The organism is Streptomyces sp. V3I8 (assembly GCF_030817535.1).
Classification (GTDB): Bacteria; Actinomycetota; Actinomycetes; order Streptomycetales; family Streptomycetaceae; genus Streptomyces.
Genome location: NZ_JAUSZL010000002.1, coordinates 4,410,206 through 4,423,521, shown reverse-complemented (window position 1 = coordinate 4,423,521; position 13,316 = coordinate 4,410,206). Strand labels below are relative to the sequence as shown.

The 13,316-nt window shown below is 68.7% G+C and carries 8 protein-coding genes and 1 tRNA gene; all 9 read right to left on the bottom strand.

Annotated features, from left to right (window positions below):
• Positions 1 to 75 precede the first annotated feature (75 nt).
• The 9 genes from QFZ75_RS19620 to dnaA all read right to left on the bottom strand — a co-directional run bounded on the left by QFZ75_RS19620 (position 76) and on the right by dnaA (position 12,987).
• Positions 76 to 149, bottom strand: a tRNA-Ile gene (locus tag QFZ75_RS19620).
• 221 nt (positions 150 to 370) lie between these two features.
• Entirely contained in the window at positions 371 to 1,123 is a 753-nt protein-coding gene (locus QFZ75_RS19615; RefSeq protein WP_307538675.1) for a DUF3566 domain-containing protein, read from the bottom strand.
• 16 nt (positions 1,124 to 1,139) lie between these two features.
• On the bottom strand, positions 1,140 to 3,755 hold the full coding sequence (gyrA, locus tag QFZ75_RS19610; RefSeq protein ID WP_307538674.1) for a DNA gyrase subunit A: 2,616 nt from the start codon (positions 3,753 to 3,755) through the stop codon (positions 1,140 to 1,142).
• 42 nt (positions 3,756 to 3,797) lie between these two features.
• Entirely contained in the window at positions 3,798 to 5,858 is a 2,061-nt protein-coding gene (gyrB, locus tag QFZ75_RS19605) for a DNA topoisomerase (ATP-hydrolyzing) subunit B (protein WP_307538672.1), read from the bottom strand.
• 322 nt (positions 5,859 to 6,180) lie between these two features.
• Positions 6,181 to 6,714 (bottom strand): DUF721 domain-containing protein, encoded by a 534-nt coding sequence (locus tag QFZ75_RS19600; protein WP_307538670.1) that lies wholly within the window; start codon positions 6,712 to 6,714, stop codon positions 6,181 to 6,183.
• Positions 6,711 to 7,835 (bottom strand): DNA replication/repair protein RecF, encoded by a 1,125-nt coding sequence (gene recF, locus QFZ75_RS19595; protein ID WP_307538668.1) that lies wholly within the window; start codon positions 7,833 to 7,835, stop codon positions 6,711 to 6,713. The genes QFZ75_RS19600 and recF overlap by 4 nt, the downstream gene beginning before the upstream one ends.
• Before the next feature lie 124 nt (positions 7,836 to 7,959).
• The gene (gene gnd, locus QFZ75_RS19590) at positions 7,960 to 8,835 is read right to left on the bottom strand and encodes a phosphogluconate dehydrogenase (NAD(+)-dependent, decarboxylating) (RefSeq protein WP_307538666.1); all 876 of its coding nucleotides are present in this window, start codon (positions 8,833 to 8,835) and stop codon (positions 7,960 to 7,962) included.
• A 129-nt stretch (positions 8,836 to 8,964) separates the two neighbouring features.
• Positions 8,965 to 10,095 carry a DNA polymerase III subunit beta gene (gene dnaN / locus QFZ75_RS19585; RefSeq protein WP_307538664.1) on the bottom strand — a complete coding sequence of 377 codons (1,131 nt, stop codon included), beginning with the start codon at positions 10,093 to 10,095 and terminating at the stop codon, positions 8,965 to 8,967.
• Positions 10,096 to 11,085: 990 nt separating this feature from the next.
• Positions 11,086 to 12,987: a chromosomal replication initiator protein DnaA gene (gene dnaA, locus QFZ75_RS19580; protein WP_307538662.1), complete on the bottom strand. Its 1,902-nt coding sequence runs from the start codon at positions 12,985 to 12,987 to the stop codon at positions 11,086 to 11,088.
• Between the last annotated feature and the right edge of the window lie 329 nt (positions 12,988 to 13,316).

Genomic DNA, 13,316 nt, shown 5'->3' with positions numbered 1-13,316 from the left:
TAGGCCCCTGGACGCCACGAAGGCCATGCATGCCGAAGACCCCCAGTCATGATCGACCGGGGGTCTTCGTCCGTGTGGGGCTAACAGGATTTGAACCTGTGGCCTCATCCTTATCAGGGATGCGCTCTAACCAACTGAGCTATAGCCCCGCCGCGCTCTGCGGTGTATGTCCCGCGCGCTGACCTCTGAAGATTAGCGCACGACGGGGTCAGTCCCAAAATCGGTATCCGCGCCCCGCCCCGGCCTGCCCGGACGACGCGGGAACACGCTCCCCGACAGCGTGCGAGCGCACCCCGGACCGGGATGCGCTCGCACGGTGAAGCAGTCATGAGCGGTCGTGAGCAGCCGCCGTGAACGGCCGTGACAACGTTTACTCGTCCTCGGCGAGCGTGAGCTCGACACCGCCCACGAAGCCCGCGGAGAGGTTGTAGATGAACGCTCCCAGGGTGGCGAGCGCGGTCGCGAGGACGACGTCGATGACGGCGATGACCGACGTGAAGATGAGCACGCGCGGCAGCGACAGGAACGACTGCAGGTCGAAACCGTTCGACTCGTTCGAGCCGGTCGCCTCGGAGATCGTGCCGCCCACGGTGGAGAACACGCCCATGGCGTCCATGACCATCCACAGCACCGCGGCCGCGACGATCGTGCAGATGCCGAGCGCGATGGAGAGCAGGAAGCTGACCTTCATCACCGACCAGGGGTCGACCTTGGCCACCCGCAGCCGTGCCTTGCGCGTACGGGGCACGGTGCGCGCCCCGGTGCGCGGCCTGCGGACCGTGGCGCCGGCGGCGGGCGCCGTGTGCGCCGGGTACGCCTGCGGCGGGTGGTACGGCTGCCCGGCCTGCTGCGGCTGCCGCTCACCCGGCAGGGGCGAGCCCGGAGCCTGCGGCGCGGCGGCACCCGAAGGCACCGCCGCGCCCGAAGATGCCGTCGGGCCCGGAGGCACCTTCGAGCCTGGGGCCGCACCGGCCGCGTACTGCGGCGTCTGTGGGCCTCGGGTGTCCGTCACAGTTCCCCCCTGGGATCCATGAGAATCATGGGAGTCGGTCGCCTCCGTGGCGGAGCCACGGCCGCCGTCCGTTCCCGTATCGGTCGAACCGGCGCCCGTGGCTCCGCTCACGATGACTCACTCCTCGTTACTCGTCCGAGGACTGCTCGTCCTCGTCCGTGCCGGCCGTGCCGGCGACCGTCTCGATCTCGTCCGGGTCGTCGATCAGCCCGTCGACTTCCTCGGCCTCGCGACCGGCCTCGGCGTTGCGTGCGATACCGACGACGGCATCGCGCTTGCCCAGGTTGATCAGTTGGACGCCCATGGTGTCACGGCCCGTCTCCCTGACCTCGTTGACTCGCGTGCGAATCACGCCGCCGGACAGTGTGATGGCGAGGATCTCGTCCGTCTCCTCGACCACCAGCGCGCCGACGAGCGAGCCACGGTCCTCGACGATCTTGGCAGCCTTGATACCCAGACCGCCGCGACCCTGGACGCGGTACTCGTCGACGGCGGTCCGCTTCGCGTACCCACCGTCTGTGGCAGTGAACACGAACGTACCGGGTCGGACAACATTCATCGAGAGGAGCTGGTCCCCCTCGCGGAAGCTCATCCCCTTGACGCCCGAGGTGGCACGGCCCATGGGACGCAGCGCGTCGTCCGTTGCGGTGAACCTGATCGATTGGGCCTTCTTGCTGATCAGAAGCAGATCGTCCTCTGCCGAAACCAGCTCGGCCCCGATCAGTTCGTCATCGGAACCGTCCTCCGTCTCACGGAGATTGATCGCGATGACGCCGCCCGAACGCGGTGAATCGTAATCCTTCAGCGGCGTCTTCTTGACCAGACCGCCCTTGGTGGCGAGCACCAGGTAGGGCACCGCCTCGTAGTCGCGGATCGCGAGGATCTCGGCGATCGCCTCGTCCGGCTGGAAGGCCAGCAGGTTCGCGACGTGCTGGCCGCGCGCGTCGCGCCCGGCGTCGGGCAGCTCGTACGCCTTCGCGCGGTAGACCCGGCCCTTGTTCGTGAAGAACAGCAGCCAGTGGTGCGTCGTCGACACGAAGAAGTGGTCGACGATGTCGTCTTCCTTGAGCTTCGTCCCGCGTACGCCCTTGCCGCCGCGCTTCTGGGAGCGGTAGTCCTCGGCCTTGGTGCGCTTGATGTAGCCACCGCGCGTGATGGTGACGACGATGTCCTCCTCGGCGATCAGGTCCTCCATGGACATGTCGCCGTCGAAGGGCACCAGCTTGGAGCGCCGGTCGTCGCCGAACTTCTCGACGATCGCGGCCAGTTCCTCGCTGATGATGGTGCGCTGGCGCTCCGGCGAGGCCAGGATCGCGTTGTACTCGCGGATCTTCGCCTGCAGCTCGTCGTGCTCGGCGACGATCTTCTGGCGCTCCAGGGCGGCCAGCCGGCGCAGCTGCATCTCCAGGATGGCGTTGGCCTGGATCTCGTCGATCTCCAGGAGGCCCATGAGGCCCCCACGGGCGATCTCGACGGTGTCGCTGCGCCGGATCAGCGCGATGACCTCGTCGATGGCGTCCAGGGCCTTCAGGAGGCCGCGCAGGATGTGCGCCCGCTCCTCGGCCTTGCGCAGCCGGAACTTCGTACGCCGGACGATGACCTCGACCTGGTGCGTCACCCAGTGGCGGATGAACGCGTCGAGCGACAGGGTGCGCGGCACGCCGTCCACCAGCGCCAGCATGTTGGCGCCGAAGTTCGTCTGCAGGTCGGTGTGCTTGTACAGGTTGTTCAGGACGACCTTGGCGACCGCGTCCCGCTTCAGGACGATGACCAGGCGCTGGCCCGTACGCGACGAGGTCTCGTCCCGTACGTCCGCGATGCCGCCGATCTTGCCGTCCTTCACCAGGTCGGCGATCTTCTGGGCCAGGTTGTCGGGGTTGACCTGGTAGGGAAGCTCGGTGACCACCAGGCACTGGCGGTTCTGGATCTCCTCGACCTCGACGACCGCGCGCATCGTGATGGAGCCACGGCCCGTGCGGTACGCCTCCTCGATGCCCTTGCGGCCCACCACCAGGGCGCCGCTCGGGAAGTCGGGGCCCTTGATGCGCTCGATCAGCGCGTCCAGGAGGTCCTCGTGCGAGGCCTCGGGGTTCTCCAGGTACCACTGGGCGCCGGCCGCGACCTCGCGCAGGTTGTGCGGCGGGATGTTGGTGGCCATGCCGACCGCGATGCCCGCCGAACCGTTGATCAGCAGGTTCGGGAAGCGGGCCGGGAGGACGGTCGGCTCCTGGGAGCGGCCGTCGTAGTTGTCCGTGAAGTCGACGGTGTCCTCGTCGATGTCACGGACCATCTCCATGGACAGCGGCATCAGCTTGCACTCGGTGTACCGCATGGCGGCGGCCGGGTCGTTGCCCGGGGAACCGAAGTTGCCGTTCGAGTCCACCAGCGGCATCCGCATCGACCACGGCTGCGCGAGGCGGACCAGCGCGTCGTAGATCGAGGAGTCGCCGTGCGGGTGGTAGTTGCCCATGACGTCGCCGACGACGCGGGCGCACTTGTAGAAGCCCTTCTCGGGCCGGTAGCCGCCGTCGTACATGGCGTACAGCACGCGGCGGTGGACCGGCTTGAGACCGTCCCGCACGTCGGGCAGCGCGCGCGACACGATGACGGACATCGCGTAGTCGAGGTACGAGCGCTGCATCTCGGTCTCGAGCCCGACGGGCTCGACACGCTGGGAGAGCGCGCTGTCCTCCGGGGAAGTGATCGGGGTGATCGAGGTGATCGGAGTGTTCTCGTCGGTCATTGCTGGTGCAGATCCTTTCTGACGCGGTCAGCTGAGACCGACTCAGATGTCGAGGAAGCGGACGTCCTTGGCGTTGCGCTGGATGAACGCGCGGCGCGCCTCGACGTCCTCGCCCATCAGGACGGAGAAGAGGTCGTCGGCCTGGGCGGCGTCGTCGAGCGTGACCTGGCCGAGGACGCGGTGCTCCTGGTCCATGGTCGTGATGCGCAGCTCCTCGGCGTTCATCTCACCGAGACCCTTGAAGCGCTGGATCGAGTCCTCCCTGACGCGCTTGCCCGCCTGCCGGCCGAGCTCGATCAGGGCGTCGCGCTCACGGTCCGAGTACGCGTACTCGAAGTCGTCGCGGCCCCACTTGATCTTGTAGAGCGGCGGACGGGACAGGAACACGTGCCCGGCCTCGACCAGCGGCCGCATGAAGCGGAACAGGAAGGTCAGCAGCAGCGTGTTGATGTGCTGGCCGTCGACGTCGGCGTCCGCCATCAGGATGATCTTGTGATAGCGCAGCTTCGCGATGTCGAAGTCCTCGTGGACCCCGGTGCCGAAGGCCGAGATCAGCGCCTGGATCTCCTGGTTCTGCAGGATCTTGTCGATCCGCGCCTTCTCGACGTTGAGGATCTTGCCCCGGATCGGGAGGATCGCCTGGTACTGCGGGTTGCGGCCGGACTTGGCCGAACCGCCGGCGGAGTCGCCCTCGACGATGAAGATCTCGCACTTGGTGGGGTCGTTCGACTGGCAGTCGGAGAGCTTGCCCGGCAGCGACGCCGTCTCCAGGAGGCCCTTGCGGCGGGTGAGGTCGCGGGCCTTGCGGGCCGCCACGCGCGCGGTGGCCGCCTGGATCGACTTGCGGATGATGTCCGCGGCCTCGTTCGGGTTGCGGTCCAGCCAGTCGCTGATGTGCTCGTGGACGACCTTCTGGACGAACGTCTTCGCCTCGGTGTTGCCCAGCTTGGTCTTCGTCTGCCCCTCGAACTGGGGCTCGCCGAGCTTGATCGAGATGATCGCCGTCAGACCCTCGCGGATGTCGTCGCCCGTGAGGTTGTCGTCCTTCTCGCGCAGCAGCTTCTTGTCGCGCGCGTACCGGTTGATGAGACCGGTGAGCGCCGCACGGAAGCCCTCCTCGTGCGTACCGCCCTCATGGGTGTGGATGGTGTTGGCGAAGGAGTACACACCCTCGCTGTAGCCGCCGTTCCACTGCATCGCGACCTCGAGGGAGAGCATGCGCTCCTTGTCCTCGGCCTCGATGTCGATCACCGTGGGGTGGACGACCTCGCCCTTGCGGGAGTTGAGGTACGTCACGAAGTCGACGATGCCGCCCTCGTAGTGGTACGTGACGGTCTTGACCTCCACCGGCTCGTCCGCGCCGGCCTCGTCGGCGCCCACCGTGGCCTTCGCCGAGTCGCGCTCATCAGTGAGTTTGATCGTCAAACCCTTGTTGAGGAACGCCATCTCCTGGAAGCGCCGCGAAAGCGTCTCGAAGGAGTAGTCCGTGGTCTCGAAGATGTCGCCGTCGGCCCAGAACGTGACCGACGTGCCGGTCTCCTGCGTGGCCTCGTGCTGGGCCAGCGGGGCCGTCGGCGCGCCCAGCTTGTAGTCCTGCGTCCAGCGGTGTCCGTCGGTCCTGATCTCGACGGCCACCTTGGTGGACAGCGCGTTCACGACGGAGACACCCACGCCGTGCAGACCGCCGGAGACCGCGTAGCCGCCGCCGCCGAACTTGCCGCCCGCGTGCAGCACGGTCAGCACGACCTCCACGGCGGGCTTGCCCTCGGAGGCGACGATGCCCACCGGGATGCCACGGCCGTTGTCGACGACGCGGACGCCGCCGTCGGGGAGGATCGTCACGTCGATCGTGTCCGCGTGCCCGGCCAGCGCCTCGTCGACGGAGTTGTCGACCACTTCGTACACGAGGTGGTGCAGTCCGCGCTCACCGGTCGAGCCGATGTACATGCCGGGTCGCTTGCGGACCGCGTCCAGACCCTCGAGGACGGTGATGGCGCTGGCGTCGTACGAGGCTGTGACCTCGCCGTTCGAGGTGTGACCCTCGATCCTCGCGCCCGCGTCGGTGGACGGGGTGTTCTCGTTGGGGTTGCCGGAATCGGCCACGAAGCGCCCTTTCTGGCACAGCACAAGCCAAGCTCCAGGGGCCCTCTGGGGAGGGTGTCCGGAGCGGCTGCGGCGTGTTACGTCGGTGAGCCTTTGTCAGCGTTGCTCGGTGTGTCCCACAAGTGGGGCGGGATTAGCTTCCAGTCTACCGGTAGCGCCGACAGTGATGGGGGTTTGCCGGTACCTGAGTCCGCATGTGCCGCCCTGAACCGGTCTCCACCGACTCCCCATATGTGGACCCGGGCTCAAAGAGGCGCAGAGCGGCACTCAGCGCTTCGGGGTGTCAACCCCCCGCTACGGAGGGCATACCGTCCGGTCTGGCTCACCCGTAGGTGTCGCCGGGACCCGTGCTGCCGGGGGCGCGCAGGGGGCCGTAGCGGTGGGCGGGACCACCGGGACCCAGCACCTTGATCAGCCGCACCGACCCGTGCCCGAGGTCCTGGTTCAGCCGTGCGACCAGCTGGGGGGCGAGCAGCCGCAGGTTGGTGGCCCAGGCCGTCGAGTCGCACCGCACGACCAGTACCCGCTCGTCCTCGTCGTACTTCTCCGGTACGCAGTGCTTCGCCAGGTCCTCCCCGACGATCTGCGGCCAGCGGCCCATGACCCCGCCGACGGCCGCCGGGGTCTCCCAGCCGCGCTCGGTGATGAGCCGGTTGATGGCGGACCCGAGCGCCAGGGGGTCGCGCCCGTCGGCATGTGCGCCGGAGCGCAGTCCGCCGCGGCGCACCTGCTTCTTCTCCCGCGCCGCGTCCCCCCGCGCGCGCGCCTGTTCCTTCGCCGCCCGCAGCGCCACGCGCGCGAGGTCGACCCCGGACGGCTCGGCGGGTTTCTTCGGCTCGGGTGTGTTCTCGCTCATACCCGCTCCACCGCGCCCTCGGACACGGCGTAGCGCGTCCCTGTCAGCACGCCCGGCACGTCGTCGTCGACCGCGGCCGTCACCAGCACCTGCTCGCCGGGCGCGACCAGCTCCGCGAGCCGTTCGCGGCGGCGGGTGTCCAGCTCGGCGAACACGTCGTCGAGGACCAGCACCGGCTCGTTGCCCTCGGCCCGCAGCAGGTCGTACGAGGCCAGGCGCAGCGCCAGCGCGTACGACCAGGACTCGCCGTGCGACGCGTACCCCTTCGCGGGCAGCTGGCCGAGTCTGAGCAGGAGCTCGTCCCGGTGGGGGCCCACCAGCGTGACGCCCCGCTCGATCTCCTGCTTGCGGGCCTCCGCCAGGGCCGCCATGAGCTGCTCGTACAGCTCCTCGCGCGCGTGGCCGGTGATCTCGGGGGAGGAGGGCCGGTAGTCCAGCGCCACCGGGCCGCCACCGGGCGCCAGCTGCTCGTACGCCTTGTCGGCCAGCGGCTGGATCGAGGCGATGAGGTCGATGCGCTGGGCCAGCAGTTCGGCGCCGACACGCGCGAGGTGCTGGTCCCACACGTCGAGGGTGGACAGGTCCGTCGTGCGGCCGCCGTGGCGGCGGGCGAGCGCGGCCGACTTCAGGAGCGTGTTGCGCTGTCTCAGGACCCGGTCGTAGTCCGAGCGCACGCCCGCCATGCGCGGGGAGCGCGCGGTGATCAGCTCGTCGAGGAAGCGCCGGCGCTCGCCGGGGTCGCCCTTGACCAGCGCCAGGTCCTCGGGCGCGAACAGCACGGTCCGTACGATGCCCAGGACGTCACGTGGTCTGACCTGCGAGGATCTGTTGATGCGGGCGCGGTTCGCCTTGCCGGGGTTCAGTTCGAGCTCCACGAGCTGCTGCCGCTCGCCCTGCCGGACATTGGCGCGGATGATCGCCCGTTCCGCGCCCATCCGTACGAGGGGCGCGTCGGAGGAGACCCGGTGGCTGCCCAGGCTGGCGAGATAGCCGACCGCCTCGACGAGGTTGGTCTTGCCCTGCCCGTTGGGCCCCACGAACGCGGTGACGCCCCGGTCGAGCGGGACCTCGACCCGGGCGTAGGAGCGGAAGTCGGCCAGCGACAGATGCGTGACGTGCATGGTCGTTCGCCGACCTCCCCCAGGGCTGTGGATCCACGGGACCGACCTGTGGACCGCGTCTTCTCCCGGAACGCTTCGGGAAGCGTTCCGGGACCTTACGGATTGCTGCCGAACTGCTGCCGGGCTACTTCTTCTCGACGGCGTGGCCGCCGAACTGGTTGCGCAGTGCCGCGATCATCTTCATCTGCGGCGAGTCGTCCTGCCGGGACGCGAAGCGGGCGAACAGTGACGCGGTGATCGCGGGCAGCGGCACGGCGTTGTCGATGGCCGCCTCCACGGTCCAGCGGCCCTCACCGGAGTCCTGCGCGAAGCCGCGCAGCCGCTCCAGGTGCTCGTCCTCGTCCAGTGCGTTGACCGCCAGGTCCAGCAGCCAGGACCGGATGACCGTGCCCTCCTGCCAGGAGCGGAAGACCTCGCGCACGTCCGTGACGGAGTCGACCGCCTGGAGGAGCTCCCAGCCCTCGGCGTAGGCCTGCATCATCGCGTACTCGATGCCGTTGTGGACCATCTTGGAGAAGTGCCCGGCGCCGACCTTGCCCGCGTGGACGAACCCGGCGTCGCCCTCCGGCTTGAGGGCGTCGAAGACCGGCTGGACCTTCGCGATGTGCCCGGCGTCGCCGCCGACCATCAGCGCGTAGCCGTTCTGCAGGCCCCACACACCCCCTGAGACGCCCGCGTCGACGAAGCCGATGCCCTTGGCCTTCAGCTCCCCGGCGTGCTTCTCGTCGTCCGTCCAGCGGGAGTTCCCGCCGTCCACGACCACGTCACCGGGCTCGAGGAGCTCACCGAGCTCGTCGATGGTGGACTGGGTCGCGGCGCCGGCCGGGACCATCACCCACACCACCCGCGGACCCTTGAGCCCGTCCACAAGCTCCTTGAGACTGTGGACATCGGCGAGATCCGCGTTGCGGTCGTATCCGATGACGGTGTGGCCTGCGCGGCGGATGCGCTCGCGCATGTTGCCGCCCATCTTGCCGAGACCGACGAGACCGAGCTCCATCAGGTTGTTCCTTCACTAGCGATGTGGCAGGAGGGCACTTCCGTGCCTGCGCCCGAGCCTAAACCCGGACTCTCCTGCACACCTGTGGGCATAGCCGCTCAGGCGTACGCCCTCACCTGCGGCTCTTCGTCAGCCGCTGAGCCGCACCGGCATGATCAGGTACTTGTAGGCCTCGTCCGCCTCGGCGTCCAGGGCGGGCCTGCCGCTGAGGAGCGCCGGCTTGGTGGACGTCGTGAAGGAAAGCTGCGCGACCGGGGAGTCGATGGCGCTCAGCCCGTCGAGCAGGAACGTCGGGTTGAAGGCGATCGAGACGTCGTCGCCCTCCAGCTGGGCGTCGACCCTTTCCACAGCCTGTGCGTCGTCGCTGGAACCGGCCTCCAGGATCAGCACGCCCTGCTCGAAGCTCAGCCGCACCGGGGTGTTCCGCTCGGCGACCAGGGCCACACGCTTGACGGCCTCCACGAAGGGGGCGGTCTCGATGACGGCGATCGAGTTGAACTCCGTCGGGAACAGCGAGCGGTACTTCGGGAGGTCGCCCTCCAGCAGCCGCGTGGTCGTGCGCCGGCCCGCTCCCTCGAAGCCGATCAGGCCCTCTCCCGCACCGGAGCCGGACAGCGCCAGGATCACGCTGTCACCGCTCGTGAGCGCCTTGGCGGTGTCCAGGAGCGTCTTGGCGGGCACCAGGGCGACCGCGGACGCCTCGGGGTCCTCCGGCTTCCACAGGAACTCGCGGACCGCGAAGCGGTAGCGGTCGGTGGACGCCAGCGTGACCGTGTCGCCCTCGATCTCGATGCGTACACCGGTGAGGACGGGCAGCGTGTCGTCGCGGCCCGCGGCGATGGCCACCTGGGCCGCGGCGGACGCGAAGACCTCACCGGGGACGGTGCCGGTCGCGGACGGCATCTGCGGCAGCGCCGGGTACTCCTCCACAGGCAGGGTGTGGAGGGTGAAGCGGGAGGATCCGCAGACCACGGTCGCCCGTACACCGTCTGTGGAAATCTCCACCGGCCGGTTGGGGAGGGCGCGGCAGATGTCGGCGAGCAGGCGGCCGGAGACGAGCACCGTGCCCTCCTCGTCGATCTCGGCGTCCACGGAGACGCGCGCCGACACCTCGTAGTCGAAGCTGGAGAGGCTCAGTGCCCCCTCCTCGGCCTTCAGAAGGAGGCCGGCGAGCACAGGCGCCGGTGGACGGGCCGGGAGGCTGCGTGCCGCCCAGGCCACTGCCTCCGCGAGTACGTCGCGTTCCACCCGGATCTTCACCGTTGCCGCCTCCGTCTGTTGCCGGCGCTCTCGCCCTGCTCGGTCTTCGTGGTCTGAACTCGGTGTCGCTCAGCCCAAGGACGGGCCGGACGCCGGGGACCAGTCTGACGCACCGCACTGACAGTCGGTGCCCCTCGGGGTCAAGTCGTTCCGAGCGGCGGTCGGGGCGCCGAGCGTGAGTTGTGCACAGCCCCGTCTTCGAAACGATTGCCCAGCTCTCTCTAGTTGTTAGTAGTAGTAGGGCCTGTGGATACCGTGGATAACCCCGTATGCACAGGTCAGGAGCGGTTTTTTGTCCACCGGTCCTGTGGGCGGAGGCGGTGGATAACCGGCCTCTTCTGTGGACGGCGAAAAGTTCTGCACACTCGGTGCACAGGCAGGGGGTAGTTCTCCCCAGATCCGTCCCCAGCTTTACCCGCGTTCCCCACAGGCCAACCCGGCACCTTCGTGTGACGCCTTTCACTCGGGACGGTGAGAACGCGCGTCACGTTGCCGAACAGTGGACAGCGATGTGGAGAAGCTGACGATCACTGGGGACAACCGCCTCTAGCCTGTGGGTCGCCGGTGGACAACTTCCTGCACAGCCTGGGGGTCATTTCTTTGTCCACAGCCTGTGGAGAACTTTTGTCCACGTATCCACAGGCTGCTGAGCTGGGCCTATGCGCTTTCGGCAGGGCACCCTGTGGATACAGTCTGGACAACTTCCCAGTCCCCAGGGTGTGGACGCGAGAAAGTCCCCGAATCTGTGGAGGAAGGCCGTAACCCCGGCACGTAATCGAACAGCCGGTGGCTGTCGGGTAACGGCGGATCGGCTCCGGACACGCTCCAGCAGGGTTCGGAGGGGGTCCGGAAGGGTTCGGCAGGGCCCAGCAGGAGTCCCGGAACGCTCCGGGAGGGCTCCGGGAGGGCCCTCGAAGGGCCGGAAAACGGCGGAGGCGCCCTCGGGAGCAAGTTCCCGAGGGCGCCTCCGGCGACGTACCGCCGCGTGTGTCAGCCGTTCTTGATGCGGTTCGTGAGCTCGGTGACCTGGTTGTAGATCGAGCGGCGCTCGGCCATCAGCGCGCGGATCTTGCGGTCGGCGTGCATGACGGTCGTGTGGTCGCGGCCGCCGAACTGCGCGCCGATCTTCGGCAGGGAGAGGTCCGTGAGCTCGCGGCAGAGGTACATCGCGATCTGGCGGGCCGTCACCAGGACCCGGCTGCGCGAGGAGCCGCACAGGTCGTCCACCGTCAGCCCGAAGTAGTCGGCCGTCGCCGCCATGATGGCCGGCGCGGTGATCTCCGGGGACGAGTCCTCGCCGCCCGGGATCAGGTCCTTGAGGACGATCTCCGTCAGACCGAGGTCCACCGGTTGCCGGTTGAGCGACGCGAACGCCGTCACCCGGATCAGCGCGCCCTCCAGCTCGCGGATGTTGCGCGAGATGCGGGACGCGATGAACTCCAGCACCTCCGGCGGGGCGTTGAGCTGCTCCTGCACCGCCTTCTTGCGGAGGATCGCGATCCGGGTCTCCAGCTCGGGCGGCTGGACGTCCGTGGTCAGACCCCACTCGAACCGGTTGCGCAGCCGGTCCTCCAGCGTGACCAGCTGCCTGGGCGGCCGGTCGGAGGAGAGCACGATCTGCTTGTTCGCGTTGTGGAGCGTGTTGAAGGTGTGGAAGAACTCCTCCTGCGTCGACTCCTTGTCCGCCAGGAACTGGATGTCGTCGACGAGCAGGATGTCCATCTCGCGGTACCGCTTGCGGAAGCTGTCGCCCTTGCCGTCGCGGATGGAGTTGATGAACTCGTTGGTGAACTCCTCGGAGCTCACGTACCGCACCCGGGTGCCCGGGTAGAGGCTGCGCGCGTAGTGCCCGATGGCGTGCAGCAGGTGCGTCTTGCCGAGACCGGACTCCCCGTAGATGAAGAGGGGGTTGTACGCCTTGGCGGGCGCCTCGGCGACGGCGACCGCGGCCGCGTGCGCGAACCGGTTCGAGGCACCGATGACGAAGGTGTCGAAGAGGTACTTCGGATTCAGGCGTGCGGTGGGCTCGCCGGGACCGGTCGCGGGCGCCGGCTGCGCGGCCAGCGGGCCGGGGGCGCCGCTGGACACGGGCATCGACGATCCGACGGGACCGCCGCGGTGGACATGGCCCATGGCGGACGGCGACGGCGGCTCGGACCGCTCACGCCGGTCCTGGCGCTGGTCGTAGTCCGGACGCTGCTGGTCGTAGTCGGGCCGCTGCTGCTCGTAGTCCGGGCGCTGCTCGTACGGCGAGCGGCCCGGCTGCTGCCGGTAGTCCCGCGGCGGGGAGGCGTAGGGGTCGCGCTCCGGGAAGCCGAGCCGCTGCTGCTGCCACCCGTAGTCGTCCTGCGCGGGCCGCGGCCAGGCGCCGGGATCGGGGCGCTGGTAGTCGGGGTACGCGGGACGGGCCGTCGGGAGCTGGTCCTCGCGGGAGGGCTGCTGCTGGTCCTGGCGGCCCTGGGAATGGTCACCCATGCGGTCGTCCATACGGTCGTCCGCGCGGTGGCGGCCGTACCCCCGGTAGCCGTCGCGGCCCTGCGAGGACGGGTGCTCGGGCTCCTCGTAACGGGGCTGGGACTGCTGGACGGGCGGCGCAGGCGGCGCGGGGGACTCCCCCATGGAGTCGTCCACGGTGATCGCGATACGGATCGGACGGCCGCACTCCCGGCTCAGCGTGTCGCTGACGACCGGCGCCAGGCGTCCCTCCAGGACGCCCTTGGCGAACTCGTTCGGGACGGCCAGCAGCGCGGTGTCCGCCACGAGCGCCAGCGGCTGGCAGCGCTTGATCCAGTGCTCGTCCTTCGTCTCGACACCCTGTCCGCGGTCCTCGCCGAGAAGTTGTTCCAATACACGTGGCCACACCGCGGCAAGATCGGCAGGTACGTCAGCCACAGGGCACGCTCTCTCACGTGTCCCACGAATGTGTGATTCCTGGGACGGATCGGGTTGGAACTCGGTGGGCGGGGTGGAAGAAGCAGCTGGAGCGGCCGGAACGAAGGAGATGGAGCGGTGAGAAGGGAACGAACCGGAGTCCGGCCACGGTAGTCAGGGCGACCCATGCGGTTCAAGTTGTTGTCCCCAGCCTGTGGACAGTGTCTCTCCGGTAACGCTGGTTTGACCGGATGGCGGAGCCGCGCGTACCGTAACCAGGTCGAGTTGTCGATGGCTGCTGCCGCCTGCCTCCGATGGGCACAGATCGCGAACAGTGATCGGGAAGCGGT